This window comes from Nocardiopsis flavescens, from assembly GCF_900141985.1.
GTDB classification, from domain to species: domain Bacteria; phylum Actinomycetota; class Actinomycetes; order Streptosporangiales; family Streptosporangiaceae; genus Nocardiopsis; species Nocardiopsis flavescens.
This window is the reverse complement of the sequence record NZ_FQZK01000003.1, coordinates 158901-185887: the sequence shown is the minus strand read 5'-3', so window position 1 is coordinate 185887 and position 26987 is coordinate 158901. Positions and strand designations below refer to the sequence as shown.

The following is a 26987-nucleotide window of genomic DNA, read 5'->3' as shown; positions in this document are numbered from 1 at the left end:
CCCGCGGGCGCACGGCACCGGGCGGCTCAGGCGTCGCCGCGCAGGGAGTCCTTGAGGAACTCCACCTGGAGCAGCATGAGGTTCTCCGACACCGTCGGGTCCGACGGGGAGTGGGTCACCCCCGACAGCGGCAGCACCGTGTGCCGGCGCCCCGCCGCCAGCAGCGCCGAGGACATCCGCTGGGTGTGCGCGAACACCACGTTGTCGTCGGACAGCCCGTGGATCAGCATCAGCGGGCGCTCCAGTCCGGCGGCGTCGTCCAGCAGCGAACTGCGCTCGTACACGCCCGGGTCGTCCTGGGGCAGGCCCAGGTACCGCTCCGTGTAGTGGGTGTCGTACAGCCGCCAGTCGATGACCGGGGCGCCGGCCACCGCGGCGTGGAACACGTCCGGGCGGCGCAGCACGGCCAGCGCCGCCAGGTACCCGCCGAACGACCAGCCGTGGATGCCCACCCGGGAGACGTCCAGGGAGCCGAACCGCTCCGCGGCGTCGTGCAGGGCGGTGACCTGGTCCTCCAGCACACCGGAGGCCAGGTCCAGGTGGACCTCCTGCTCCCACTCCACACCGATGCCCGGGGTGCCGCGGCCGTCGGCGATGAGCACCGCGAACCCCTGCTCGGCGTACCACTGGGCGGTCAGGAAGGCGCCGCGCGCCCGCAGCACGCGCTGGGCGTGCGGGCCGCCGTAGGGGGCCATGAGGACCGGCAGCGGCCGCAGGTCGTCGCGGTACCAGGACGGCAGGACCAGCGCGCAGGGGATGCCCCGCTCACCCGCCCGCCAGAACTCCACCCGGGGATCGGGCAGGTCCGGGGCCTCGGCGAAGCTCGCGATGGACCCGGTGCCGCGCCGGGTCTCGGTGTCCGCCTCCCGGATCACCAGGGTGCGCACCCCCGCGAACTCCATCGACCGGTGCTGCACCACCAGGGTGCCTCCGCGCAGCCGCCCCGAGCGCAGGCCGCTGTGCGCGTCGGCGTCGGGCGAGGCCGAGCAGCCGTGGCCCGGTAGCTCGACCGGGGAGGACAGCCCGGTCTCCGGGTCCAGCAGCCACAGCGAGATGTCGCCGGGCCGGTCGGCGGGGGAGCCCGAGTACAGGACGCGGTCGCCGTCCACGTCCACCACGCCGCGCACGTACACGTCGGCGGGGCTGACCGCCCGCCCGCCCACGAACACGCGGCGCTCGCCGGTGCCGTTCTCGCGGCCGATCCACACCAGGTCGCCCCGGCCGGTGTGCGCGGGCACGCCCGGCATCAGCTCCACCCACACGCCGTCGGCCTCGGTGCGCGTCTCCATGGCCAGCCCGGTCACCGGGTCGGCCCCGAACAGGGTGAGCGTGCGCTGGTCGCGGGAGAGCGCGCTGAACACGGCGGTGGGCGACCCGTCCGGGCCGGTCGTCCACCCGGCGGTGGCCAGGTAGGGCAGCGCCTCCCGGTCCCAGTCGATCCACACCGGCTCCGGGGCGCCCGCCGCGCGGAACTCCGCGGACGAGGGGACGGCCAGCGCGGCCAGCCGCACCTCGGCGTTGGCGGTGCCCGCCGCCGGGTAGCGCAGCGCGGTGGGCTCCTGCTCGGGGGAGGCCGGGTCGTCGACGTACCAGCGGCCGACGGGGGACTCGTCCACCCGGGCGGCCAGCAGCGCCGACCCGTCGGGCGCCCACCAGAACCCGCGGTAGCGGCCCATCTCCTCGGCGGCGATGAAGTCGGCCAGGCCCCAGGTGACACCGTCGCCGTCGGGGGCGGCCAGCACGCGGTCGCCGTGGTCGGCCTCGGCGCCGGCGATGTCCAGGACGCGCAGCGCGCCGCCGCTGACGTAGGCGACCCGGTCGCCCGCCGGGCTGATCCGCGGGTCCACGACGGGGGTGGCGGCGGGCAGCTCGCGCGGCTCGGCGCGCTCGCCCACCAGGTCCACGTAGAACAGGCGGCCCGACAGGGTGAACACGGCGCGGGTGAACGCGCGGTCCACCGTGTACGACACGATGCCGCCGCCGCTCTCGCGCAGCCGCTCCCGGCGCGCCCGCTCCTCGGGGGGCAGGTTCTCGTCGTCGGCGCCGAGCGCGCGCGGGTCGGCGACCACGCGCTCGGTGCCCTCCTGCGCCTCGTGCACCCACAGGCACGTGGCGGTGTCGATGCCGTCGCGGCCCCTCAGGAAGGCGACGCGCCCGCCGTCCGGGGACACCTCGAAGGAACGCGGCACACCGAGGGTGAACCGCAGGGTACGGGCCTGTTGGCGAGGAAAGCTCATAGGACCGATTGTGGCCCACGCCCCCGGTTCCCGCGGCCCCCGTGGACGGCCGGGGTCCCCGAACCGCCCGACACGCCGCACGTCCGCGCCCCACCTGGCCGTTCGGGAGGGATCGCGGGCATCCGGCCGGTATTGTTCACCTCGTGGTGACCGACAGACGACTGATGATGGTGCACGCCCACCCCGACGACGAGAGCATCGTCACCGGGGCCACACTGGCGAAGTACGCCGCCGAAGGTGCGGGGGTCACCCTGGTGACCTGCACCCGGGGCGAGGAGGGCGAGGTCATCCCCGCCGGACTCGCGCACCTGGCGGCCGACCGCGACGACACCCTCGGCGATCACCGGGTCGGCGAGCTGGACAAGGCCTGCGTCTCCCTGGGGGTGCGCGACCACCGCTTCCTGGGCGGCCCGGGGCGCTACCGCGACTCCGGGATGGAGGGCGTCCCCTCCAACGGCCGCGCGGGCGCGTTCGCGGGTGCCGACGCGGAAGAGGCCGCCGGCCTGCTCGCGGAGGTCATCCGCGAGGTCCGCCCGCACGTGCTGGTCTCCTACGACGAGAACGGCGGCTACGGGCACCCCGACCACGTCCAGGCGCACCGGATCACCCGGCGCGCGTGCGTGAAGGCGGCGGAGCGGGCGGTGCCGGGCACGCCCTGGCAGGTCCGCAAGCTGTACGCGATCGCCCAGCCGGTCTCGGTGATCGAGGCCTCCATCGCCCGGCTCGGCGAGGAGGCGGGGCCGTTCACCCCGCCGCGCGCGGTGTCCGACATCGCCCGGGGGACCCCGGACGAACTGGTCACCACGCGGATCGACGCCACCGCGCACTGGGCGTCCAAGGCGCTGGCCATGCGCTCCCACGCCACGCAGATCACGGTGGACGGCGCGCGCTTCGCCCTGTCCAACGACATCGCCCAGGAGATCGACGCCGTGGAGTACTACACCCTGCTGCTCGGGCCGGGCCGGCGCCGTCCGGCCGGGGAGTTCGAGACCGACCTCTTCGAGGGCCTGTGAGCGCGGGCGGAGCCCCGGGCCCCGCGCCGGTGACGGGGGCCGACCCGGCGCGCTACGAGGCTCCCGGCGGGGAGGACCCCGTCGCGGCGGCGGTGCTGCGGGCCGTCACCCTGCCGGTGCTGCTGGCGGTCGGGCTCGCGACCGGGGTGCTGTCGGCGGTCGGCGCGGGCTGGCTGACCCGCTACTGGGAGGCGGGCGCCCCCGCCCAGGCGCTGGGCGTCGTGGGGCTCGTCCTGCTGCTGGCCGCCCTGTACGGCCTGTGCCGCCTGTGCTCGTGGGGCGTCGGCGGGGTCTCGGGCGGCCTGGCCTTCGCCGCCGGGTTCATGGCGGCCACCATGGCGCTCACCGTGTACCTGCCGGGCGGCGACGTCGTGCTCACCGACCACCTGCTCCACTACGGCTTCCTCTTCGGGGCCATGGTGGCGCTGGCGATCGCCGTGGTGCGCGGCTCCCGGGGCGGCAACCCCTTTCTGGCCGGGCTGCCCCCGGCCCCCGGAGACGGCCGGGGCTGACCCGGGGAACGCACGGCCGAGGGCCCCCGCCGCCGGGCGGGGGCCCTCGTGCGCGCGTGGGTTCAGGCGCTCCAGAACCGGAGCAGCAGCTCGCCCAGGAAAACGGTGCCCTCGAACGTCGGGTTGGGCATGGCCGTGCGGAACAGCGTGTAGAACAGGCCGACCCACAGGTCCCGCAGGACCGGGAACCACAGGATCGCGAACACCGCCACCGAGCCGAACAGCGCGTTCGCCCGCGCGACGGACACCCACGGCCGGCCGGGCAGGGCCGCGGCGAGCGCCTCGAACCCGTCCAGGCCCGGGACGGGGAGCAGGTTGATCACCGCGGACGTCAGGTTGAGGAAGGCGAGGAACGCCAGCGCCGCGATGGCCCAGTTGGTGGTGTCGTTGCCCGGGGGGACCAGGACGGACACGGTCACGGCCAGGGCGGCGGCCAGTACCAGGCTCGCCAGCGGCCCGGCCAGCGCGACCATCACCCGGCGGCCCCGGGGGAGGCGCTCCCAGTCCACGAACGCGGGCGGCCCGTTGAGGCCGAAGGCACCGAAGCCCAGGAAGAGCGCGGGCAGCACGGTCCCGGCGAAGGCGTGCTCGAACCCGAGCGGGTTGAGGCGCAGGTAGGCGCCGCCGCGCTGGGAGCGGTCGCCGGCCAGGTGCGCGGCGAGCGCGTGGGCGTACTCGTGCACGGCACAGGAGACGATCCAGCCCAGCAGGATGAACAGCGGCGGCATGAGCGGGGTGACACTGGCGTCCTCGGCGGCCCAGTCCAACTCCACGGCCCGCCAGGACAGCCACCCGGCGAACACCGTCAGGCCCAGGACCAGGACGAACACCGGGCTGGGCAGGAAGTCGAACACGCCCCCCGCGCGCCCGCCCCCGTCCGTCCCGGCCTCCTCGGCCTTCGCGGGGGGCGCCCCCGCTCCGCCCGCCTCCGCCCCGTCGGCGTCCCCGCGCGGCCCGGCGGCGCCGGTGCCGGGCCCGCGCTCCGCCAGCTCCGGGCGGTTGAGCGCGTCCTCGGGCATGCGCTCCCAGGGGTCGGCGGAGTCCGTGCGCGGGGTGTCGGTCGCGTCGGGCGTCTCCGCCTTCGGGGCCGGGTCGGGCGTGGGCATGATGCTCCTGCTGGTCGCGCGGGGTTGTCCGCGCTCCAGGTTAGGCCCTGTCGGGCACCGGTCCGCAGCGGGTGCCGGACTGCGGCGGGCCGTCCCCGGTCAGACCACCGCGCGCGGCGCGACCGCCGACTTGTGCAGGCTGGCCAGGGCGAACGCCTTCCCGGGGGAGGTGAGTTCGCGGTGCCCGTCCCCGTCGTCCCCGGTCAGCAGGCCCAGGGCGTCCAGCAGCCAGCTCACCGACATGACCATGGCCCGCAGCTGGTCGGAGGCGGCCTCGGCGGTGCGCCGGTGCGAGGCCGCGTGGCGCCCCGACGGGCTCTGCGGCTCGGGGGCCGTCCATCCGGAGTCGGTGAGCAGGCGCTCGGCGGTGACCATGTCCGGCTCGCCGCGCCGGGAGTGCGGGCCGGAGCCCCGGGGGGAGCGCGACAGCAGCATGCCCAGCAGCGTCTCCGCCGCCGCCTGCTCGGGGCCCCCGGTGCGGCACAGGGTCTCGGTGGCGGCCCGCCACATCTCCTCGGGGTCCGCGCGCAGCTGGCGCCCGCGCCGGGTCAGCACCAGGCGGCGGCCGGACCGGCGGACCACCCGCATGCCCCGCACCATCTGGTGCAGGGCGATGAGCTGGGTCGCGTCGGTCTCGCTGCGCGGCGGCTCGGGGGAGGTGCGCCAGCCGAAGTCCTCGCACATCGACCGGACGACGCCGGGGGAGATGTAGCCGATCTGGGTGAGTGCGATCCCGTCCTCGGCCAGGTCCAGCAGCCGCTGGAGGGGCGCCATGGCCGAGTCCGCGGTGCGCGGCACGTCGGCGCCGGCGATGATGCGGCCGACCAGGGGCCACAGGTGCCGGCGGTGCGGGTGCGCCGCCGAGGACAGCCAGGACCGCACCCGCTCCTCGCGGATCCGGTCCAGGTGGCTGAGCCCCCGGTCGTCCGGACGGGTCAGGAAGGACCGGGTGAACCGCTCCTGGGAATGCCGCCAGTCCTGCTCGCCGGGCCGCACGTCGCCCAGCGCGATCGCCAGCTCCAGCGCGGAGGCGGTCTCCTGCCGGGCCCGGATCTCCGCGTCGCCCACCACGGTGCCCCAGGTCAGCTCGGGCAGGTCCGGGGGCTCCACCCCCGACTCCCACATCAGCCGCTCGTACACGGCGGCGCCGGCCCCGTGGTCCCCGCCGTGGACCGACAGCAGGTCGGCGGTGGCCGGGGCGGAGCAGATCCGCTCGTAGCGGTACAGCTGGAGCAGCGAGAACAGGGAGCCCAGGGCGCGCAGCGCGGGCAGCCGGTCCTCGCGGGAGAAGCGGGCGGGCAGCTCGAACCAGCAGAAGCGCTGGACGGCGTGCTGGTTGAGGCCCTCCAGGTCGTTGCCGGGGGCCAGCGTGTCCAGGGCCTGCCGGGCCATCTCCGCCGACCGGCCGTCGCGCCGGGCCAGTTCGGCGAGCGCGGACGCAACTGCTTCACCCATGGACCGCGCTACCTCCCCGGAACCCCGTGCCTGGCGCCCGCGTGTCCGCCGGGGGGTGCCGTCGGGGGCGCGGTACTTCGCGGTGCTGCGTCGTCACCGGAGGCAGGGGGCGGCCGTCCGGGACTGAGACCGTCCTACCCCGGTGGGCCGGAAGAATGCCTCCCACCGGCCGTTCCGCGCCGACGCGGGGGGACGTCGGGAACGACACGGCTGCCGGCGATGGACGACTCCTCCACGCGCGCCTCGCGGCCGTCGCGGCGGCGCACCGCGAGCACGCCGTCGTTCCATGACTCCAGCACCCCGACGATATCGGTGAACCCCCCTCCGGGGAGGTGGATTCGGATGGAGACCCTGCTGCCCGTGTCCTCCGGCGTGATCCGGTGGACCAGGCGACCCGCCATGTGCAACGCGCCCCCCGATTGTGCGACGACTCCGCTTCGCCGCCATACTAGGAGTACGACATCTGTGCCAATCGTTCGCAGAGGCCGGGGGCAGGGCCCGGGCGCCCGCACGCCGGACCGTGCTCGACGGACGTCTCTGCGAGGTCCCCGCCTCCCCCGTGGGAACGCGGGGGTGAGATCAAGGAGTACGACGTGACCTACGTCATCGCGCAGCCCTGTGTTGATGTGATGGACAAGGCGTGCATCGACGAGTGCCCCGTGGACTGCATCTACGAGGGCGAGCGCAGCCTGTATATCCACCCGGACGAGTGCGTTGACTGCGGTGCGTGCGAACCGGTCTGCCCGGTCGAGGCCATCTACTACGAGGACGACGTGCCCGAGCAGTGGGCCGACTTCTACAAGGCCAACGTCGAGTTCTTCGACGACCTCGGCTCCCCGGGCGGCGCCTCCAAGGTGGGCAAGATCGACCGGGACCACCCCCTCATCGCGAAGCTGCCGCCGCAGGCGGAGTGAGCCGGGCCTTCCTCGGCATCCGATCGCGCGCCGGTGCGCCTCCGTGGCGCAGAGGGCGCCCCTGCGCCCGATCGCACCGCCATCGCGCCGATCCCCCCGCAACCGGGAGGGTCGGCGCGATCGCTTTACGGACACCCGACCGACCCCCGGGCCGCGACGGCCCGGGCGACCCGATGGAGACACGATGACCCGGCGGCCCGTGACGGACCGGCTCCCCGCCTTCCCGTGGGATCGGCTGGCCCCGTACAAGAAGATCGCCGCGGACCACCCCGGCGGCATCGTCGACCTCTCGGTGGGCACCCCGGTGGACCCGGTCCCGCCGGGCCTGCGCGCCGCGCTGGCCGACGCCGCCGACAGCCCCGGCTACCCGGCGACCTGGGGCACCCCGGCGCTGCGCGCGTCCATCACCGGCTGGCTGGAGCGCCGCCACGGGGTGCGGGTCACCGGGGAGGGCGTGCTGCCGACGGTCGGCTCCAAGGAGCTGGTCGCCTGGCTGCCCACCCTGCTCGGGCTCGGCCCCGGCGACACGGTCGTCCACCCGGAGCTGGCCTACCCCACCTACGACATCGGCGCCCGCCTGGCCGGGGCGACCCCGGTCGCGGCCGACGGCCTCACCTCGCTGGGCCCGGCGCCCGTGCGGCTGGTGTGGGTGAACTCGCCGAGCAACCCGACCGGCCGCGTCCTGGGCGTGGCGCACCTGCGCAAGGTCGTGGCCTGGGCGCGCGAGCGCGGCGCGGTCGTCGCCTCCGACGAGTGCTACCTGGACCTGGGCTGGGAGGGCGAGGCCCCGGTGTCGATCCTGCACCCGGACGTGTCCGACGGCTCCCACGAGGGACTGCTCGCGGTCCACTCGCTGTCCAAGCGCTCCAACCTGGCGGGGTACCGCGCGGCGTTCGTCGCCGGCGACACGGCCCTGGTCCAGGAGCTGCTGGCGGTGCGCAAGCACGCCGGGATGATCGTGCCCGCCCCGGTGCAGGCGGCCATGGGCGCCGCCCTGGACGACGAGGAGCACGCCGCCGGGCAGAAGGAGCGCTACCGCGCCCGCCGGGCCCGCCTGCGCGCGGCCCTCACCGGGGCCGGATGGCGGATCGAGCACTCCCAGGCGGGGCTGTACCTGTGGGCGTCCCACCCCGACCACGACGCCTGGGAGGCCGTGGAGCACCTGGCCGGGCGCGGAATCCTCGTCGCGCCGGGCGAGTTCTACGGGCCCGCCGGGGCCGGTGCGGTGCGGGTGGCGTTCACGGCCACGGACGAGCGGGTCGACGCCGCCGTCGCGCGCCTGGGCGGCTGACGGCGGCGGGGCCGGTGCCCCGCGGGGCGGCCACCGGGTGGTGTGACCGCGTTCGGCGACCGCACCCCGGGCGGCGGCGCTCCGGCCGGACCCGCCCCTGTGCGGACGGCCGGTGCCCCGGCCCCGGCGGGGCGCGCACGGCCGGGGCCGGCGGCGGGACGGCCGTGGAGCGGTCGTTCGGGGCGGGTGGCGCGGGGCCCGGGGCGGCGCCGTGCACGGCGGCCCCGCGGGCGCGTCAGCCGAGGACCAGCTCGCCCCGGGTGTCGGTGACGTAGGACTGCCACTCGGCGGCGCCCTCCGTGCCGTCGGAGGCGCGCCACACGCGGTCGTTGTAGGCGACCGAGGTCAGCCCGTACTCCTCGGCGTGGGCCACGGCCCACAGGGCCATCGCCCAGCCGCGGTCGCCGGTGGGGGACTCGGGAGCGTCGGTCAGCGCCGCGGGCTCCACCCCGAACACCCGCGCCATCTCCTGCTCCGCGCCCGCCGGGTCGGCCTCGCCCCCGGTGAGCGAGGCCAGCGTCTCGCGGTCGTACCAGCAGGTCAGGCCGGATCCGCGGGTGCCGGTGAACACCTCCTGCATCCGCGCCGACAGCTTCTCGTGCTGGTCGTACGCGTAGCCGTCGGCGCTGCGCTGCACCGCCTGGGCGGCCTCGAACACCGGGCGCCCCTCCCAGCCGTCGACCTCCACCAGCGCGTCGTAGAAGGCCCTGCTGGAGTAGACCGGGTCGAGGATCTCCTCCGGGTCGCCCCACTCCTGCGACGGGCGCTGCTGGAACAGCCCCAGCGAGTCCCGGTCGCCGTACTCCAGGTTGTAGAACGCGGTCTCCTGCCACACCGTGGCGTAGGCCACGGTCACGGCCTCCGGCGGCAGGTCCCGGCTGAACGCCACACCGCCGACCGTGGTCGCGCTCACGGCCTGCTCGACCTTGAGCGAGTACTTGCCGTCGGCCAGGTCCACACGGCACTGCGTCTCGGGCTCGGGCTCGGTCGTGATCGGCTCCACGGTGGTCAACACGTAGTAACCGCCCGCGACGAGGACACCGCAGACGACGAACAGCGCGAAGAGGATCTTCACGAAGGCTGAGATTTTGCGGCGCTTAGGCAACTGACGACCATCGGGTAGGGGACGTGGGGCGCGCCGTGCCGGGGAGGTGGGGCCGTGCGGCGCTTCGGCCGCATTGTAGTCAACCCCGCCCCGGCCGTGGTGCCGCTGCGGCGGACCTGCCGCGCCGAGCGGGGAGCCCGTGTCCGTGCGATCCCGCGGGGACTACTAACGTGGACCACATGACCAGCTCCTACTCCAGCCCGCTGCCCGACCGGATCGACGAACTCTGGGAGCAGCGTTCCGAACTCACCCCGGGACACACCGAGGCGCGCGGGATCATCACCTCCGCCATCGACCTGATCGACGAGGGCAAGGCCCGGGTGGCCTTCGTCGACCCCGCCACCGACGAGGTCGTGGTCGACGAGCGCGCCAAGCGCTCGATCCTGCTCGGTTTCAAGGTCCTGGACATGCAGGAGTCGCGGGTCGGCGACTTCTACCACCACGACCGCATGCCGCTGAAGACCCGCTTCGACGGCGTGCGCGTCGTCCCCGGCGCCATCGCCCGCTGGGGGGCCCACCTGGCCCCGGGCGTCGTGCTCATGCCGTCCTTCACCAACATCGGCGCCTACGTCGACTCCGGCACCATGGTCGACACCTGGGCCACGGTCGGCTCCTGCGCGCAGATCGGCCGCAACGTCCACCTGTCCGGCGGCGTGGGCGTCGGCGGCGTCCTGGAGCCGCCGCAGGCCTCCCCGGTGGTCATCGGGGACGACGCCTTCCTGGGCTCGCGCAGCATGGTCGTCGAGGGGGCCCGGGTGCGCACCGGCGCCAAGCTCGGCGCGGGCACCGTCCTCACGTCCTCGACGCGCGTGTTCGACGCCGAGACCGGCGAGGAGCTCCCGCGCGGCGAGGCCCCGGCCTGGTCGGTGTGCGTCACCGCCAACCGGATCAAGAGCTTCCCCGGCGGCGACTTCGGCATGCCGGTGCTGCTGGTCCTCAAGCGCCTGGCCGAGGGGGAGGAGCACGACAAGCTCGCCCTCAACGACCTGCTCCGCGAGCACGGCGTCAACGCCTGACCCGCGGACCCGTACGGGGGCGCCCGCCCGCACGGGGGGCGCCCTCCGGCGTTCCCGGGGCCGGACGCCCGCGGCGGTGGGGCCCGGAGGCGCCGCGGTCCGCACCGGTACCGCAAGGCCCTGCTCCGTGCGCGCCGGGCGCGGCGGGTGCCGCCGGCCCCCGCGGCCGGTACACCTAGGGTTGGGGGCGGTGCCCGCGCCGTGAGGCGGACACCGCACACCACGACCGACCCACGGAAGACGGGGACGCCTCATGCTCGACCTGACCTCGGACGTCGCGGACCTCACCGCCGCCCTCGTGGACGTCCGCTCCGAGAGCGGCGCCGAGGAGGGCCTCGCCGACGGGGTCGAACGCGCCCTCTCGGCGCTGCCGCACCTGTCCGTGACCCGCGACGGCGACGCCGTCGTCGCCCGCACCGGCCTGGGCCGCGAGCGCCGCGTCGTCATCGCCGGGCACATCGACACCGTGCCGATCGTCGACAACGTCCCCTCCCGGGTCGAGGGCGACCGCCTCTACGGCTGCGGCACCTCCGACATGAAGGCCGGGGTCGCCGTCCAGCTCAAGCTGGCCGCCCTGGTCGCCGAGCCCGTGCACGACGTCACCTACGTCTTCTACGACAACGAGGAGGTCGACGCCGAGCGCAACGGCCTGCTGCGCCTGTCCCGCCGCCACCCCGAGTGGCTGGCCGGTGACTTCGCCATCCTCATGGAGCCCACCGACGGCGTCATCGAGGGCGGCTGCCAGGGCACCATGCGGGTCGACGTCGTCGCGCGCGGCGAGCGCGCGCACAGCGCCCGCTCCTGGATGGGCGTCAACGCCATCCACGGCGCCGGGGGGATCCTCGACGTGCTGCGCGCCTACACCCCGCGCGAGCCGGAGGTGGAGGGCCTGCGCTTCCACGAGGGCCTCAACGCCGTTTTCGTCACGGGCGGGGTCGCGGGCAACGTCATCCCCGACGAGTGCGTGGTCAAGGTCAACTACCGCTTCGCCCCCGACCTGTCCGTCGCCGATGCCGAGGCGCACCTGCGGGAGGTCTTCGACGGGTTCGAGGTGCGCCTGGCCGACGCCGCCGCCCCCGCCCGCCCCGGGCTGGACGACCCCTCGGCGGCGGCCTTCGTCGAGGCGGTGGGGGAGGGCCGGGCCCGCGCCAAGCTGGGCTGGACCGACGTCTCGCGCTTCTCCGAGCTGGGCGTGCCCGCCGTCAACTACGGCCCCGGCGACCCGACGCTCGCCCACACCCGCGGCGAGTACGCCGAGATCCCCCGCATCCGCGAGGCCGAGGAGCGCATGGCCGCCTGGCTCACCGGGGCCCGCTGACCCGCGCCGGGCCCGCCGGTCACGCCCGCTTCGCGGAAATGGCCGCTGGTGGCCACCACCGGGCCACACCCGGTTCGGGCGCGATCCGCTCCGGCGCGGATAACTTGGGGTCATGACGGAAGAAGCGAACAGGAAAGAGCAGGTGAGGAACGCGGGTCCCCTCACCTACCGCGGAGAGTCCATCCCCAACACCACCACCGACCAGCGGCTGCTGGACCGGCGCGGCCCGGCCGACTGGGTGCACACCGACCCCTGGCGGGTGCTGCGCATCCAGTCGGAGTTCGTGGAGGGGTTCGGCCTGCTGTCCGAGCTGCCCTCCGCGGTGAGCGTGTTCGGGTCGGCCCGCATCCGGCCCGGGACCCGCTACTACGACCTGGGCGTCCAGGTGGGGGCGAAGCTGGCGGAGGCGGGCTACGCCACCATCACCGGGGGCGGCCCCGGGATGATGGAGGCCGCCAACAAGGGGGCCAAGGAGGCGGGCGGGCTCTCCGTGGGGCTGGGCATCGAGCTGCCCTTCGAGCAGAGCCTCAACCCCTACATCGACATGGGGATGACGTTCCGCTACTTCTTCGTCCGCAAGACGATGTTCGTCAAGTACTCCCAGGCGTTCGTGGTGCTGCCGGGCGGGTTCGGGACCCTGGACGAGCTGTTCGAGGCCGCCACGCTGGTGCAGACCAACAAGGTGACCCGGTTCCCGGTCGTGCTGGTCGGCACCGAGTTCTGGGGCGGCATGGAGAAGTGGATCCGCGAGAGCCTGCTGGAGAACGGGCTCATCAAGCCGCACGACATGGAGCTGGTGCAGATGGTCGACGAACCCGGGGAGGTCGTCGACATCATCAAGAAGTCGCACCTGGACATCGCCCGCGAGCTGGACGCCCAGGAGCGCGCCAGGACCAACGGCTCCTGAGGCCCGCGCCCCGGCCGCTCCCGCGCCCTCCCGCGGGGCGGCCGGGTATGGCACGATCGGTGCCGTGCCCTATCTCATCCTCTTCCTGGTCGCCGCGGCCGCGCTGGCCGTGCTCGTCGGCGTCGTCTACGTCGTGCTCGGCAAGGGCGGGCGCCTCGCCCGGTTCGAGGCCGACTACCCCCCGCTCGACCTGCCCAGCGACCGCCCGGTGAAGGCCGCGGAGCTGGGCCGCCTGCTGCTGCCGCTGGCCATGTGGGGCTACCACGTGCGCGCCGTCGACGAACTGCTGCTACGGCTCACCGCCACCCTGCGCGAGCGCGAGGCGCGGATCGAAGACCTGGAGTGGCGCCTGTCGCGCCTGGACCCCTCCTACGTCCCGCAGGGCACCGGCCCCACCCCGGGCTCGCACCTGCCCGGTGACGCCCCCGCCGACGACGGCCCGGGCCCCTCCGGGGACCACGGCGGCGAGGCGGACCCCGGGGACCCCGGGGACGACGGCGCCCGGCCCTCGACCTCCGCCGGCCGCAGCGCCTGACCCGGCCCCGCGGGCCCGCCGGGGCGCCGTCCCGCCCGGTGCCCGGTACCGTTCGCCCGCGGGATCCCCTGGTATGTCGTGCATCACACGCGCGGTGTCCTTCTCGGGACGATCCGTCGCGTTCGTGTGCTCTATCCTCGGTCGCTGTACTCACGTACCCCCGCCCCGCCCCTGGAGCGGGCGCATTCTTTGTGAGGATGTCGAGGATGGACGCACCAGCCGAGCTGGAGTCGGGAGCCCAGGACCGGGGCGGTACGCCCGCCCCGTCGACCTCCGCCGTCCCCGTGCAGCAGGTGTCCCTGTGGTCGCCGCCCCGTTCCGTCCAGGGCAGCGCCCGACGCCGCCGCCGGATCACCGGGCTGGCCGTCGGAGCGGCGGCCGTCGTGCTCATCGCGGGCGGCACCGCCGCCGCCTGGGCGCTGATCGGCGACGGGGCCGAGGACGCCCCGGCGGGCTCCGGCGCCCCGGCCGAGGACTTCGTCGGGTCGTGGGCGGGAGAGATGACCCAGGTCGACACCGAGGGCGCGCACGTGGCCGACTGGCACGCCGAGGTCCGGATCGAGGACGGCGCCGAGCGCGGCAGCACCGCCTGGACGACCTTCACCTGCTCCGGGACGCTCGAACTCACCGCGGCCGACAACGACCGCCGGGTCTTCACCTACACCGAGACCGCCGACCCCGAGGAGCGCTGCGTCGACGAGGCGGAGCTGACGGTGTGGCCCGGCGGCGGCGGGCTCAACGCGGAATGGTCCTCCGTCACCCGCGAGGGCACCCGGATGATCTCCACCGGACTGCTCTCCGGCGGGGCCTGACACCGCCGGTCGGCACCGTTTTCGGAAAACGGGGGCCGACGCGGTTCAAGCGTTCCCGGAGGGGGAGGAGACCGGTCGGCCTCCCGTGCTCTCACGAGGTTTCGGCTAGTACCGATATAACCTTACTGACCGACGATTCCTCGTTGGCCGGTGTGCGCGACGCCCGCGGGCGCCGTGGTACGTCGCACACACGGGGGCCAACCTCCGAGATAATGGTCGAAGAGTGATTCACGCCCCTTAAGTCACACGGGCGCGAGTCGCACGGAACCGGCCCACGGTTTCGAAGCCGAGACGGACCCAGCGGATCGGCGTCGGTGCTGTGGCCCGGCCACCCGCGAGGAACACGAGAAAGGGGAATGGCATGGCGGCAATGAAGCCGAGGACCAGTGACGGCCCGTTGGAGGTCACGAAGGAGGGTCGCGGCATCATCATGCGGGTCCCGCTGGAGGGCGGCGGCCGCCTGGTCGTCGAACTGACCCCGGACGAGGCCACCGAGCTCCGGGACGCCCTCCGGGGCGTCGTCGGCTGACACCGGCACCACCGGTACCACCGACCCCCACCCCGGGCCGGACGGGCCCCGAGACCCCCGAGGTGGTCACACCTCCCGACGAGTGAACGATTGTGAGCGCCCTGTGCCCTTCGCCACGGAGATCAACCCCGTCACCGGGACCCTCGACGACACCGCGGCCGACCTCCTCGTCCTGCCCGTGCAGGCGGCGGACGGCGGACCGGCGGCGGTCGACGGGGTCGAGGCGGGCGGCCTGGACCGGGTGCTCCCGGCCCCGCTCACCGATCTGTTCACGCACTACTCGCTCACCGGCAAGGCCGGCGAGTCGGTCCAGTTCCCGGTGTCCCGGGACCAGGGTCTGGCCAGGCTGGCCCTCCTGGGGGTCGGTTCGGGTTCCCCCGACGACCTCCGGAAGGCCGGGGCCGCCCTGTCCCGGGCCGCCCGGGGCCGCGACCGCGTGGCGTTCGCCTGGCCCGCGGCGCTGGCCGGCGGCGACGCCGCCGCGGCCTTCGCCGAGGGGGCGCTGCTGGCCTCCTACACCTTCACGATGAAGACCGGGGAGCCGGACGCCGCCCAGCGCCCGGCCCCCGTGATCGACGCCGTGGGGGACGCCCCCGCCGACGGCCTCGCCCGGGGCGCCGTCCTGGCCGGGGCCACCGCCCTGGCCCGGGACCTCATCAACACCCCCTCCGGGACGAAGGACCCCGCCTGGATGGCCGAGCGCGCCCGCGAGGTCGCGGCCGGCGCCGGGCTCGACGTCCGGGTCTGGGACGAGAAGGACCTGGAGAACGAGGGGTTCGGCGCCATCCTCGCGGTCGGCCAGGGCTCCTCCCGGCCGCCCCGCCTGGTCCAGGTCTCCTACACCCCGCAGGACCCCGGCGCCCCGCACGTGGTGCTGGTGGGCAAGGGCATCACCTTCGACACCGGCGGCCTCTCGCTCAAGCCCAACGACAACATGTCGCTGATGAAGACCGACATGAGCGGCTCGGCGGTCGTGCTGGCCGTGCTGTCGGCACTGTCGGCCGTGTCCGCCCCGGTCCGGGTCACCGGCCTGCTGGCCCTGGCCGAGAACGCCTTCTCCGGCGACGCCACCCGCATCGGCGACGTCCTCACCACCTACTCCGGCACCACCGTCGAGGTGCTCAACTCCGACGCCGAGGGCCGCCTCGTGTTGGCGGACGCCCTCGGGTACGCGGTCGAGCGGCTGGCCCCCGACACCCTGGTGGACGTCGCCACGCTCACCGGCGCCGCCAAGCTCGCCCTGGGCACCGGCACCGCGGCCCTGTACAGCACCGACGACGCCCTCGCCGAGCGGATCACCGAGGCCGGCAGGGCCGCGGGGGAGCCGCTGTGGCGCATGCCCCTCACCGAGGAGTACCTCCCCACCACCGAGTCGCGCGTGGCCGACCTGGCCAACATCGGGACCCGCAAGGAGTTCGGCCCGGCGGGCGCCACCGACGCGGCCCTGTTCCTGCGCGAGTTCACCGGGGGAGTGCCCTGGGCCCACCTGGACATCGCCGGTCCGGGCCGGTCCATGAAGGAGAGCGGCATCCTCACCCGGGGCGGCACCGCGTTCGCCACCCGCACCCTGCTGCGCTGGCTCGCCGCGTCCTGACCGGCCCGGCGCGAGGTCCCGCCGCATCCTGACGCGGCGGGCCCCTCGCGCTCGCGGGCTCAGCGGCGGATGGCGGCGAGCAGGCCCTCGCCCAGCGGCATCAGCAGCGAGATGAACGCCTCGTCCTCGCGGATGCGCCCGATGACCTCGCGCGCCGCCGTCTCGGCCGGGTCCGGGGCGCGCAGCGGGCCGTCCGGCCCGCCCGGGCCGGCCAGGACGCCGTGCAGCACCACCATGCCGCCCGGGCGCAGCAGGCGCAGCGCCTCGTCCAGGAACTCCGGGTAGGAGCGCCGCTCTGCGTCCACGAACACCAGGTCGTAGCCGCCGTCGGTGAGCCGGGGCAGCACCTCGGCCGCCGTGCCGCGGATCAGCCGGGCCCGGCCCGCCCCGAACCCCGCGCGGGCGAACAGCGCCCGGGTGTGGTCCAGGTGGACCGCGTCGGAGTCCATGGTGGTGAGGATGCCGTCGCGGGCCATGCCGCGCAGCAGCCACAGCCCGGACGCGCCGTACCCCGTGCCGATCTCCACCACCGACCGCGCGCCTATCGAGGCGGCGAGGAAGCGCAGTGCCGCCCCCGCCGCCGGATCCACCGGCGGGGCCGGGGACCCCGCCGCCGCGTCGTAGGCGTCGGCGAGCGACTCGTCCCGCAGGGCCTCCTGCTCGAACCGCGACTGCTCGGTGCGGACCCAGGTGAGCCGGGCCGCTGTCTCTTCCACGCCGGTGATGACGCCCTCCCGCTGCGATGATCTGTGAGAACTGTGGTCGGGGCGTCCGACCGGCACGGGGTCACCCACCGTGGAAGGATGATCGCGATCGGGTCACGGCCCGGACAAAGCCTAACGCGATCCGGTCGGCGGACCGAGCGTGGCGGCGGGAACTTAATCGGCGCCCGCCGGCGTTGAACCGGGAGGAACGTACGTTGATCGCCACGAAGCAGTACTCCCCCCGAGCGCACTGTCCGGGCGCATCGACGGGATGAAGGGAGAAGCGGTGCCAGAATCCGGCCCTGCCGCGGAGTTCGAGGCATGGGAACCGCCGAGCTGGGACGAGGTCGTCCGCACCCATTCCCCACGGGTGTACCGACTGGCCTACCGGCTCACCGGCAACAAGCACGACGCCGAGGACCTCACGCAGGAGGTCTTCATCCGTGTCTTCCGCTCCCTCGCCAACTACACCCCCGGCACCTTCGAGGGATGGCTGCACCGCATCACCACCAACCTCTTCCTCGACATGGCCCGGCGCAAGGCCCGCATCCGCTTCGAGGGGCTGGCCGAGAACGCCGACGAGCGCCTGGAGGGCCGCGAGCCCTCGCCCGCCCAGCGCTACGACGACCGGCACTTCGACGCCGACGTCCAGGCCGCCCTGGACGCGCTGCCCGCGGAGTTCCGCGCCCCCGTGGTCCTCTGCGACATCGAGGGGCTCTCCTACGAGGAGATCGCCGCGACGCTCGGCGTCAAGCTCGGCACCGTGCGCAGCCGTATCCACCGGGGCCGCGCCCAGCTGCGCCGCGCCCTGGAGCACCGGCGGTCCCTGGCCGCCGCGGAGAACAACGGGGAGGCGGAGTGAGCAGAGAACACCTGGGGGAGCGGCTCTCCGCGCTCGTCGACGGGGAACTGGGCCCGGTCGAGCACGAGAGCGCCCTCATCCACCTGGCCAAGTGCGAGAGCTGCCGGTTCGAGGCGGACATGATGCGCCGGCTCAAGCGGCGCCTGCACGGACTGGGCGAGCCCGAGCCCGACCTCGACTTCATGGGGCGCCTGGTGGGGCTGTCCCGGGGCGACGGCCCGGGGGGTCCGGACCGGGGCCCTTCTGAGCCGCCGCCCGGAGGCGCGGGCTTCGGCGCCCGTCCGCCCCTGGGCTCCTCCCGCCCCCTCGGCGGCTTCCCGGACGCGGGGCCCACCCCGCCGATGGCCCCGATGATGGCCGAGGAGACCGTGGTCGCCCCCGAGCGGCGCGCCCGCCGCCGCGGCGAGCGGTTCTCCCAGCTGTTCCCCGCCCTCCCCGGAGGCCGCTACGCGGTCGCGGGCGTCGCCGTCGTCACGGCCCTGCTGGGCGGCGCGTTCGTCGCCGGGGGCGAGACCGGGGACACCCCGGTGGTGGAGCCCCGACTGTCGGACTTCGCGGTCGAGCACGCGGTGACCAGCCGGTTCATCCCGGCGGTGGACACCCTTCCGTCCCCGGCCCCCTCCGGGCCCGGACCGGATCTGCCGACGCGGTGAGCGCGCGGGGACACTCCGCGCACCCGGTACCGGCCGCAGCCGCGGCCCTGGCACTCCTGTGCCTGCTGCTGACCGGTGCCGCCCACCCGTGCTCCGACGCCGTGCCCGCGGCCGGCCCCGACGACGGCATGGCGGTGCTGCGCCGCTCGGCCGAGGCGTCGGGCGGCACCGCCTACTCCGCCGTCCGGGAGCTGACCGGTGAGGCGGGGGAGGGCACCGACCCGACCCGGGTGGTCAACCGGCCGGGGGACGGCGTCGCCCTCGTCCCGATGACCGCGGGCGCCCACCCCTTCGTGGTGACCGACAGCCCGTTCAAGGAGCTCGACGAGAGGCTGCTCACCACCCTGGAGCGCGTCTACGCGGTGGGCGACGCGGGGCTCGACGAGGTGGACGGCCGCCCGGCGCGCACGGTGGAGGCAGTCCGCGCCAACGGCACGGTCGCCGGGCGGTTCTGGGTGGACGCCGACACCGGCGTGCTGGTGGGGAGCTCGGTCTACGGCCCCGACGGCCGCCACGTGCTCGGCTTCCGGCTGACCGGCCTGGAACCCGGCGACGGGTACTGGCCGGAGGAGGTCGCCGGGGACTCCCCGTGGGGCGACGTCCTCACCCCGGCCGAACGCGGGGAGCTGCGCGCGCGGGGCTGGGTCCTGCCCGAGCACCTCGCCTGGAACCTCGGCCTGGTCGACGCGCGGGCCACCCTGCACGCCGGACGGAAGGTCGTCCACGCGGTCTATTCGGATGGATTGTCGCAGGTGTCGGTCTTCTCCCAGCGTGGGAAGCTGGACGAGGACACCCGGACCGCGGTCCCGGACGGATCGGTCGGAACCGGAACCGGGGGAACGGGCGTCACACCACAACATGACACGATCTTCGGCGGCGACGGCGGCAGGTACCACGGCATGTGGCAGGCGGACGGGTTCGTCTACACGGTGCTCGCCGACGCGCCCTCGGACCTGACCGCCTCGGCGGTGACCGCCCTGCCGGGACCTGAGGACTCCGGTTTCTGGTCCCGAGTCCAGCGGGGCATGTCGCGCCTGGGGCTCCTGTAGGGGCCCGGGGCGTCCCACCGAAACCCACAGCGACACACGGAGCAGGTCTTGACTGAGGAAAACGGCCGTTCGGAACAGGGGAGCGGCCCGGGGCGTGCGACCCCGCCGGGCGGTGCGCCGCCCGGCCGCGGTGCGCCCGAACCGACGTCGGACCGGCCGCTCCCCGCTCACCGCCCCCGCGCTTCGCCTCCCGGCAGTGGAGAACCCATGCACCCCGATCCCCAGGGCCGCCCCTCCTTCGGCGCCTCCGAACCGACCCCGTCCGGCCGCCCGGCCCCCCAGGGCGACCCGGGCCGGCCCGCGCCCGGGTACACGCCCACGGGCCCGGCCGACGCCGGAGCCCCCGGCGGGTTCCCGGGCCCCGGGTACGCTCCCACCGGCCAGCAGGCCGCGTTCGGCGCGGGCGACCCGGGTGCCGCGGGCCCCGGCGGCCCCGGGGCACCCCCCGTCGGCCCCGGGTACGCTCCCACCGGCCAGCAGGCCGCGTTCGGCGCGGGCGACCCCGGTACCGCGGGCCCCGGCGACCCGTCCGGCCGTTACGCGGCCGGATACGCGGGGGCCCCGGCCTACGCCGCGGCGGGCGGGCCGCGCCGCGAGAAGCGCGGCGTCCCCGCCTGGATGGCGCTCAGCGGGATGCTCGTCGTCGCCCTCATCGCGGGCGGCGCGGGCGGTGCGGCGGGCGGCCTCCTCGCGGGAGGCGGCTCCCAGGACGCGGCGCCCCAGGTGGAGGGCCCGACCATGAACGAGCCCCCGCCCGAGGCGCCCCAGCGCGACCCCGACACCATCGCGGGCGTCGCCCAGCGGGTCAGCCCCAGCGTGGTGTCCATCCGCAGCGCCGACCGCAGCGTCATGGGCGGCGGCTCCGGGTTCATCATCGAGGGCGACCACGTCGTCACCAACGACCACGTCTCCGCCGAGCTGGAGAGCGACGGCATCCTCGTCGAGTACAGCGACGGCAGCCTCTCCCCGGCCACCGTCGTCGGCGCCGACCCCAGCTCCGACCTGGCCGTCCTCGCCCTGGAGGACCCCGTGGCCGTGGAGCCCCTGGAGTTCGGCGACTCCGAGCAGGTCATCGTGGGCGACGAGGTCATCGCCATCGGCGCGCCGCTGGGGTACTCGGGCACCGTCACCCAGGGCATCATCAGCGCCGTCAACCGGCCGGTGACCTCGGGGGAGGGCCCCGACGCCAGCCGCTTCTACGCGCTCCAGACCGACGCCGCCATCAACCCCGGCAACTCGGGCGGCCCGCTGGTGGACACCCGGGGCCGCGTCATCGGCGTCAACTCGATGATCGTGACCATGGGCTACGCGGGGGAGAGCGCGGGCAACATCGGCCTGGGCTTCGCCATCCCCTCGGTGGAGGCCGACCGGGTCGTGCAGCGGCTCATCGACGACGGCGAGGCGACCTACGCCGACCTCGGCGCCGAGATCGACGTCGAGCGCCCGCTGCCGGGCGCGGTCGTCGACTCCGTCGAGTCCGGCGGCGCCGCGGACCGGGCCGGACTGCGCTCGGGGGACGTCATCACCACCTTCGACGGCCGCCCGGTCAACTCCGGCCAGGAGCTGCTGGCGATGATCCGCGACCGCTCCCCGGGCGACGAGGTCGAGGTCGAGTACGAGCGCGGCGGCACCCGGGAGGCCGCCACGATCACCCTCGACTCCACCGACGACTGAACCCGCGCACGGAGAAGGCCCCCGGGGGCGGTCCCGGGGGCCTTTCCGCGTCCTCGCGAGGATGGGGGCGCGGGGGAGGACCCCGGCGCCGGGTCCGGCCCCGAGCGGGGCCGGGCGGGTGCGGCTACCGCCGCATGGGGGAGATGCCGAGCTGCATCCCCGCCAGGCCGCGCGGGCGGCCCACCAGGGTCTCGGCGATCGACTCGATGATCCTGGCCGCCTCGGCCCCGGGGTCGGTCAGGATCAGCGGCCGGCCCGCGTCGCTCCCCTCGCGCAGGCGGGTGTCGAGCGGGATCTGCCCCAGCAGCGGGATGTCCGTGCCCAGGGTGCGGCCCAGGGCGTCGGCGACGGTCTGGCCGCCGCCCTCGCCGAAGAGGTGGACCCTCTCGCCCGCGTGCTCGTAGTACGACATGTTCTCGATGACGCCCGCCACCCGCTGGTGGGTCTGGGCGGTGATGGAGCCGGCGCGCTCGGCGACCTCCGCGGCGGCCTGCTGCGGGGTGGTCACCACCAGCAGCTCGGCGGTCGGCAGCAGCTGCGCCACCGAGATGGCGATGTCGCCGGTGCCCGGGGGCAGGTCCATGAGCAGGACGTCGAGGTCTCCCCAGTACACGTCGGAGAGGAACTGCTGGAGGGCGCGGTGCAGCATCGGCCCGCGCCACACCACCGGGGTGTTGCCCTGGGTGAACATGCCGACCGAGATGACCTTGATGTCGTGCGCGGTCGGCGGGATGATCATGTCCTCGACCTTGGTCGGGAAGTCCGACGCGCCGAGCATGCGGGGCACCGAGTGCCCGTAGATGTCGGCGTCGACGACGCCGACCTTGTGCCCCTGGGCGGCCATGGCCGCCGCGAGGTTGACGGTGACGGACGACTTGCCGACGCCGCCCTTGCCGGACGCGACCGCGAAGACCTTGGTCAGCGAGTTCGGCTTGGCGAAGGGGATCTCCTTCTCCGCCTGGCCGCCGCGCAGCTTGGTCTGCAGCTCCTTGCGCTGCTCGTCGCTCATCACGTCGAGTTCGACGCGTACGGAGGTGACCCCGGCGACCGTGGTCACCGCTTCGGTCACGTCCTTCTCGATACGGCCGCGCATGGGACAACCGGCCACCGTCAGGTAGATGCCGACGTGCACGGAACCGTCGTCGCCGATGTCGACGCTCTTGACCATTCCGAGGTCGGTGATGGGACGGCGGATCTCCGGGTCTTGCACCGTGGCCAGGGCCTTGTGCACCTGATCGGTGGTTGGTGTGGAGGACATGAGCCCAATCGTAGGTCAGCGGGACGGGGTGCTCGGTCCGCGGTATCCCACAACGGACCATTCATTCCAACGAGGTGCGGTCACCCCGGTATTCCATGCCCGGCCCGCATGCGCACGCGCCGTCCACCTGCCCGGATCCGCACCGTGACCGGCCGATAACGGCACGGACTTAACGCAGGCAATACACGGCCGGATAGTAATCTCAGCGCACGATGGGAAATGTTCCGCCACCGCCGGGTTCGTCCTGGCCCGCCGCCCCGGAGGGGCCGGAGGGACAGGCGTCGCGGACGCATGCCCAGGAGCAGACCTGGGCCGGGCCGCCCGGGGGAGGGCGGCTGACCCCGCCCGAGGGGCATCCCGCGGTGAACGCCGACCGCGGGGTCTGGGCCTGGCCGCCGCCGAGCCCGGTGCGGACCCGGGAGCAGCACCCCTTCGCCCCCGCGGTGGTGCCCGGGGGTGAGTCGTATCACAGGCTGGGGCGGACCTCCTGGTACCGGTGGTGGACGCCGCTGCTGACACTGGCGGTGCTCGGGGTGCTGGTGTTCTTCCTGTGGGTGGCGATGGCCCTGGCCGTCACCCTGGTCGCGGTGCTGGGCGGCAGCGGCCTGGCCCCGGAGTCGGTGCGGGTCGGCGAGATCGCCGGCCTCGCCTTCGGACTGATCACGGCGGCGCTGTTCATCCCCATCACGGTCTTCCTGGTGCGGGTGGTGCAGTGGCGCCGTGTGGGCTCCCTGATATCCGTGGAGGGACGCGCCCGCTCGCGCTGGCTGCTGCGCTGCGCGGCCCTGGCGGTGGTCCCGGTGGCGCTGGCGACGGCCGCCTACGTCCCCCTGGCCGGCCGGTTCGGCCTGGAACCGGTCTCCGCCGAGGCGGCCGGGGGCGGCCGGGTCCTGCTCGCCGCCCTGTTCGTCATCGCCCTGCTGGTGCCGTTCCAGTCGCTGGCCGAGGAGCTCACCCTGCGCGGCCTGGTCATGCAGCTGGTGGGCGCGCTCGGAGCCCGCCCGGACGAGGCGGGCGGCTCCGGCGCGGTCGCCCGGGTGCTGCGCTCGCCCTGGCCCGCCGTCCTGGCCGGGGGCACCCTGTTCCCGGCGATCTACGCCTCCACCCACCCGGGCATGCCGTGGACCACCGCCGCCCTCGCGGTGCTGGGGCTGGCGCTGTCCTGGCTGACCTGGCGCACCGGGGGGCTGGAGGCCGCGATCGGCCTGCACGTGGTCTCCGCCCTGGTGCAGTTCACCCTCACCGTCCTGGCCGGGGGCATCACCGCCATCGGCACCGGGGTCGTCGTGGGGGCGGGGCTGGCCCCGGGCGCCGGTACCCCCCTGGTACTGGCGCTCACCGTCGCCCAGACCGGGCTGTACGCGCTGCTGGTCCGCCGCGCCGCGCGCCGCGCGGGCGTGCACCGCGTCTCCGCGGCCTGACCGCCCCCGGCGCCCGCCTCGGCCCCGCGGCGGGCCCTCAGGGGCGGCGCGCCGGCGGCTCCTCCTCCGCGGTGGGCCGTCCCGGCTCCGCGGCGGGCCGCTCGGGGAACACCCACGTCCGGTAGGAGAAGAACCGGAACAGCGTGCCCAGCGCCACCCCCACCACGTTGCCCGCGATGTTGCGCGACACCGGGTCGTCGAACCCCAGCACGTACACCGAGAACGCCTGGCAGCCGAGCTGGATGAGCAGCCCCACCCCGTTCATCGCCAGGAACAGCAGCGTCTCGCGCCCGTAGCCCGTCCGGGCCCGGTCGGCGAAGGTCCAGAACCGGTTCCCCACGAACGCCACCGCGATCGACACCAGCGTCCCCAGGACCTGGCCGGGCAGCGCGTCCATCCCCGCGGCCTCCCACAGCAGGTTGGTGGCGGCCAGCTGCACCACGTAGGCGACGGCGCCGACGGAGCCGAACTTGCCCAGCTGTGCGATGAGCGCGGCGAGCCGCGGATGCCGGGTGAGGAACGCGCGCACGGGGCCTCCGGAGGGGGACGACCGGCGGTGACGGGGCGGCTCGGGCGGGGCCGTCGGCACGCCCTAGACTTCTGACCGGGGATCAGGAGCGACCCCGGCCGCGGGTTCCGAGCCGTTCCGGCCAGGCTCCGTCGTGCGCGGAGCCGTCCCGTCACCGCGGTTCGAGCAGATGAGTTGAGGAACTGTGAGCGAGCGTAACCGCACCGTCCCCCGAGTGGGAATGGTGGGAGGGGGGCAACTCTCCCGCATGACCCACCAGGCCGCGATCGCCCTCGGGGTGGACTTCGGGGTCCTGGCCGCGGGGCCCGCCGACAGCGCGGCCCTGGTCTGCGGGAACGTCACCCTCGGCGACGACCGCGGGCTCCAGGACGTGCTGGCCTTCGCCAAGGCCAACGACGTCGTGACCTTCGACCACGAGCACGTCCCCGAGCCGGTGCTGCGCGCGGTCGAGGAGGCCGGCGGGCTGCTGCGCCCGGGCCGGGACCCGCTGCGCTTCGCCCAGGACAAGCTGCGCATGCGCACCCGCCTCACCGAGCTGGGCGCCCCGGCTCCGCGCTGGCGCGCCGTCGCCTCCCCCGAGCACGTCACCGCGTTCGCCGCCGGCACCGGGTGGCCGGTGGTCCTCAAGGCCGCTCGCGGCGGCTACGACGGCAAGGGCGTGTGGGTGGTGGACGACGCAGACGCCGCCGCCGCGGTGGTGGCGCGCGCCGCCGCCGAGGACGTCCCGCTGCTGGTGGAGGAGAAGGTCGCCTTCGAGCGCGAGCTCGCGGTCCAGGTGGCCCGCTCCCCGCACGGCCAGGTCGCCGTCTACCCGGTCGTGGAGACCGTGCAGCGCGACGGGATCTGCCACGAGGTGATCGCCCCCGCCCCGGGCCTGTCCGAGGACAAGGCCACCCGCGCCCAGCAGCTGGCCATCGAGATCGCCCACGCCCTGGGCGTCACGGGGATGCTCGCCGTCGAGCTCTTCGAGACCGCCGACGGGGTGCTGGTCAACGAGCTGGCGATGCGCCCGCACAACTCCGGGCACTGGACCATCGAGGGCGCCCGCACCTCGCAGTTCGAGCAGCACCTGCGCGCCGTGCTGGACCTGCCGCTGGGCTCGCCGCGCACCGACGCGCCCTTCACGGTGATGGCCAACCTGCTGGGCGGCGAGGACCCCGAGGTCTACCGCCGCTACCTGCACGTGATGGCCGTCGACCCCGAGGTCAAGATCCACTTCTACGGCAAGGACGTGCGTCCGGGCCGCAAGATAGGGCATGTGACCGTGACGGGCGACGACCACCGGGACCTGCTGGAGCGGGCCCGGGCCGCCGCCGACTACCTGCGAGGAGACGACCAGTGAGCAAGGACCCCGTGGTGGGCATCGTGATGGGCTCGGACTCCGACTGGCCGGTGATGCGCGAGGCCGCCGAGGCCCTGCGCGAGTTCGGCGTCCCCTTCGAGGCCGACGTGGTGTCGGCGCACCGGATGCCGCACGAGATGGTGTCCTACGGCGCCGACGCGGCGGGCCGGGGGCTCAAGGCGATCATCGCCGGGGCGGGCGGCGCCGCCCACCTGCCGGGCATGCTGGCCTCGGTGACGACGCTGCCGGTCATCGGCGTCCCGGTGCCCCTGAAGTACCTGGACGGGATGGACTCGCTGCTCTCCATCGTCCAGATGCCCGCCGGGGTGCCGGTGGCGACGGTGGCCGTGGGCGCGGCCCGCAACGCGGGCCTGCTGGCGGTGCGGATGCTGGCGATGCACGACCCCGGCCTGGCCGGGAGGATGGCGGAGTTCCAGGTGGAGCTGCGCGAGCAGGCGCACGCCAAGGGCGAGCGGCTGCGCCGCGAGGCCGCCGAGGGCTCCCGCCCGACCGGGTTCGGCCTGTAGCCGCGCTGACCCCCGGCGCCCGCGCGGGCGCCGGGGGTCAGCGGCCCCGGGTGAGGGCCCGCAGGCCCTCCAGCGCCTGTTCGGCCGTGGGCAGGGAGTCGGGCTCCATGAGGTACTGGAGCACGTAGCCGGTCACGAGGTTGTAGACCATGGAGCCCACCCCGGCGACCGTGGCCGGGTCCAGCCCGTCCGAGGGGACGTCCAGGATGAGGGCCGCCAGCTCCCGGCGGCCCTCGTCGATGCCGGCGGCCAGGGCGGTGCGCATGGGCTCGTCGAACTGCGCCTGCCCGAAGGCCTGGACGCTGGCGACCAGCAGCTCCCGCTGCTCGGGCAGGGTCTCCAGCAGCGAGGTGAGCAGGACGCGGATCCGGTCCTGGGGGGCCTCGGCGCGGGAGGCGCGGACCGCCCGCTCGAACACGTCCCCCCACTCGCCGCTCGCCTCCAGGACCGCGGCGCTCATCAGCGCGTCCTTGGACCCGAAGTGGTACCCGATGGAGGCCAGATGGGCCCCGGAGGCGGCGGCGATGTCGCGCGCGGTGGTCTTGGCGTAACCCTTCTCGACCAGGCAGCGCCGTGCTCCGGCGAGCAGGTCCTCACGTTGGCTCATGGGCGCACCCTATCAGT

The 26987-nt window shown here is 74.8% G+C and carries 27 protein-coding genes; 18 read left to right on the top strand and 9 right to left on the bottom strand.

The genetic code is table 11. The features are described from left to right. Positions 1–26 precede the first annotated feature (26 nt). Positions 27–2237: a S9 family peptidase gene (locus BUE45_RS07515; protein ID WP_073376827.1), complete on the bottom strand. Its 2211-nt coding sequence runs from the start codon at positions 2235–2237 to the stop codon at positions 27–29. A 146-nt stretch (positions 2238–2383) separates the two neighbouring features. Here BUE45_RS07515 and mshB point away from each other — a divergent pair, with 146 nt between their 5' ends. Together mshB and BUE45_RS07505 are read left to right on the top strand one after the other, a co-directional pair. Continuing rightward, positions 2384–3250: an N-acetyl-1-D-myo-inositol-2-amino-2-deoxy-alpha-D-glucopyranoside deacetylase gene (gene mshB, locus BUE45_RS07510; protein WP_178378475.1), complete on the top strand. Its 867-nt coding sequence runs from the start codon at positions 2384–2386 to the stop codon at positions 3248–3250. Further along, entirely contained in the window at positions 3247–3762 is a 516-nt protein-coding gene (locus BUE45_RS07505) for a hypothetical protein (protein WP_178378474.1), read from the top strand. The genes mshB and BUE45_RS07505 overlap by 4 nt, the downstream gene beginning before the upstream one ends. A 62-nt stretch (positions 3763–3824) precedes the next feature. Here the strand turns inward: BUE45_RS07505 and BUE45_RS07500 are convergent, their stop codons facing one another. The 3 genes from BUE45_RS07500 to BUE45_RS33240 form a co-directional block, all read right to left on the bottom strand. Further along, a complete protein-coding gene (locus BUE45_RS07500; protein WP_073376822.1) occupies positions 3825–4868 on the bottom strand; it encodes a site-2 protease family protein in 1044 nt (347 codons plus the stop codon). Positions 4869–4967: 99 nt separating this feature from the next. Continuing rightward, positions 4968–6323: a hypothetical protein gene (locus tag BUE45_RS07495; protein ID WP_073376820.1), complete on the bottom strand. Its 1356-nt coding sequence runs from the start codon at positions 6321–6323 to the stop codon at positions 4968–4970. A 134-nt stretch (positions 6324–6457) separates the two neighbouring features. Continuing rightward, a complete protein-coding gene (locus tag BUE45_RS33240; RefSeq protein WP_073376818.1) occupies positions 6458–6730 on the bottom strand; it encodes a putative acetyltransferase in 273 nt (90 codons plus the stop codon). A gap of 186 nt (positions 6731–6916) precedes the next feature. On the opposite strand from BUE45_RS33240, the gene fdxA reads away from it, so the two are divergent. Next, positions 6917–7237, top strand: coding sequence for a ferredoxin (gene fdxA, locus BUE45_RS07485; RefSeq protein WP_073376816.1), 321 nt, complete (start codon positions 6917–6919; stop codon positions 7235–7237). Between the two features lie 184 nt (positions 7238–7421). After that, positions 7422–8528: a succinyldiaminopimelate transaminase gene (dapC, locus tag BUE45_RS07480; protein ID WP_073376814.1), complete on the top strand. Its 1107-nt coding sequence runs from the start codon at positions 7422–7424 to the stop codon at positions 8526–8528. 235 nt (positions 8529–8763) lie between these two features. Here dapC and BUE45_RS07475 read toward each other — a convergent pair whose 3' ends face one another. After that, positions 8764–9633, bottom strand: coding sequence for a hypothetical protein (locus BUE45_RS07475; protein WP_073376812.1), 870 nt, complete (start codon positions 9631–9633; stop codon positions 8764–8766). 179 nt (positions 9634–9812) lie between these two features. Between BUE45_RS07475 and BUE45_RS07470 the strand changes: the two genes are divergently transcribed. The 7 genes from BUE45_RS07470 (at position 9813) to BUE45_RS07440 (ending at position 16344) form a co-directional block, all read left to right on the top strand. Next, complete coding sequence (locus BUE45_RS07470; RefSeq protein ID WP_073377440.1) at positions 9813–10649, top strand: 2,3,4,5-tetrahydropyridine-2,6-dicarboxylate N-succinyltransferase; 837 nt, start codon at positions 9813–9815, stop codon at positions 10647–10649. 253 nt (positions 10650–10902) lie between these two features. Next, positions 10903–11967, top strand: a complete 1065-nt coding sequence (dapE, locus tag BUE45_RS07465) for a succinyl-diaminopimelate desuccinylase (RefSeq protein WP_073376810.1) — start codon at positions 10903–10905, stop codon at positions 11965–11967. A 112-nt stretch (positions 11968–12079) separates the two neighbouring features. Continuing rightward, a complete protein-coding gene (locus BUE45_RS07460; protein ID WP_178378473.1) occupies positions 12080–12874 on the top strand; it encodes an LOG family protein in 795 nt (264 codons plus the stop codon). Between the two features lie 64 nt (positions 12875–12938). After that, positions 12939–13409 carry a hypothetical protein gene (locus tag BUE45_RS07455; protein WP_073376806.1) on the top strand — a complete coding sequence of 157 codons (471 nt, stop codon included), beginning with the start codon at positions 12939–12941 and terminating at the stop codon, positions 13407–13409. Between the two features lie 206 nt (positions 13410–13615). After that, entirely contained in the window at positions 13616–14221 is a 606-nt protein-coding gene (locus tag BUE45_RS07450; protein ID WP_073376804.1) for a hypothetical protein, read from the top strand. A 361-nt stretch (positions 14222–14582) separates the two neighbouring features. Further along, positions 14583–14750 carry a DUF3117 domain-containing protein gene (locus BUE45_RS07445; protein ID WP_073376802.1) on the top strand — a complete coding sequence of 56 codons (168 nt, stop codon included), beginning with the start codon at positions 14583–14585 and terminating at the stop codon, positions 14748–14750. A gap of 103 nt (positions 14751–14853) precedes the next feature. Beyond that, positions 14854–16344: a leucyl aminopeptidase gene (locus BUE45_RS07440; RefSeq protein ID WP_073376800.1), complete on the top strand. Its 1491-nt coding sequence runs from the start codon at positions 14854–14856 to the stop codon at positions 16342–16344. Between the two features lie 59 nt (positions 16345–16403). Here BUE45_RS07440 and BUE45_RS07435 read toward each other — a convergent pair whose 3' ends face one another. Next, positions 16404–16994: an O-methyltransferase gene (locus tag BUE45_RS07435; protein ID WP_073377436.1), complete on the bottom strand. Its 591-nt coding sequence runs from the start codon at positions 16992–16994 to the stop codon at positions 16404–16406. 325 nt (positions 16995–17319) lie between these two features. On the opposite strand from BUE45_RS07435, the gene sigE reads away from it, so the two are divergent. The 4 genes from sigE (at position 17320) to BUE45_RS07415 (ending at position 21286) form a co-directional block, all read left to right on the top strand. Beyond that, entirely contained in the window at positions 17320–17910 is a 591-nt protein-coding gene (gene sigE / locus BUE45_RS07430) for an RNA polymerase sigma factor SigE (protein ID WP_073376798.1), read from the top strand. Continuing rightward, on the top strand, positions 17907–18563 hold the full coding sequence (locus BUE45_RS07425) for an anti-sigma factor family protein (RefSeq protein ID WP_073376796.1): 657 nt from the start codon (positions 17907–17909) through the stop codon (positions 18561–18563). Before sigE ends, BUE45_RS07425 begins: the two co-directional genes overlap by 4 nt. After that, the gene (locus BUE45_RS07420) at positions 18560–19612 is read left to right on the top strand and encodes a LolA-like protein (RefSeq protein ID WP_073376793.1); all 1053 of its coding nucleotides are present in this window, start codon (positions 18560–18562) and stop codon (positions 19610–19612) included. The genes BUE45_RS07425 and BUE45_RS07420 overlap by 4 nt, the downstream gene beginning before the upstream one ends. A gap of 207 nt (positions 19613–19819) precedes the next feature. Beyond that, positions 19820–21286, top strand: coding sequence for a S1C family serine protease (locus tag BUE45_RS07415; RefSeq protein WP_084737013.1), 1467 nt, complete (start codon positions 19820–19822; stop codon positions 21284–21286). Positions 21287–21410: 124 nt separating this feature from the next. Here the strand turns inward: BUE45_RS07415 and BUE45_RS07410 are convergent, their stop codons facing one another. After that, complete coding sequence (locus tag BUE45_RS07410) at positions 21411–22544, bottom strand: Mrp/NBP35 family ATP-binding protein (protein ID WP_073376791.1); 1134 nt, start codon at positions 22542–22544, stop codon at positions 21411–21413. A 362-nt stretch (positions 22545–22906) separates the two neighbouring features. Here BUE45_RS07410 and BUE45_RS07405 point away from each other — a divergent pair, with 362 nt between their 5' ends. Next, positions 22907–23965: a CPBP family glutamic-type intramembrane protease gene (locus BUE45_RS07405; RefSeq protein ID WP_245832880.1), complete on the top strand. Its 1059-nt coding sequence runs from the start codon at positions 22907–22909 to the stop codon at positions 23963–23965. Positions 23966–24002: 37 nt separating this feature from the next. Here BUE45_RS07405 and BUE45_RS07400 read toward each other — a convergent pair whose 3' ends face one another. Continuing rightward, on the bottom strand, positions 24003–24494 hold the full coding sequence (locus BUE45_RS07400; protein ID WP_073376789.1) for a GtrA family protein: 492 nt from the start codon (positions 24492–24494) through the stop codon (positions 24003–24005). Positions 24495–24678: 184 nt separating this feature from the next. Between BUE45_RS07400 and BUE45_RS07395 the strand changes: the two genes are divergently transcribed. Both BUE45_RS07395 and purE read left to right on the top strand, forming a co-directional pair. Further along, positions 24679–25836 carry a 5-(carboxyamino)imidazole ribonucleotide synthase gene (locus BUE45_RS07395; protein ID WP_073376787.1) on the top strand — a complete coding sequence of 386 codons (1158 nt, stop codon included), beginning with the start codon at positions 24679–24681 and terminating at the stop codon, positions 25834–25836. Positions 25837–25862: 26 nt separating this feature from the next. Next, a complete protein-coding gene (gene purE / locus BUE45_RS07390; RefSeq protein ID WP_073377424.1) occupies positions 25863–26363 on the top strand; it encodes a 5-(carboxyamino)imidazole ribonucleotide mutase in 501 nt (166 codons plus the stop codon). Between the two features lie 37 nt (positions 26364–26400). On the opposite strand, the gene BUE45_RS07385 is transcribed toward purE, so the two are convergent. After that, positions 26401–26970, bottom strand: coding sequence for a TetR/AcrR family transcriptional regulator (locus BUE45_RS07385; RefSeq protein WP_073376785.1), 570 nt, complete (start codon positions 26968–26970; stop codon positions 26401–26403). Positions 26971–26987: the final 17 nt, after the last annotated feature.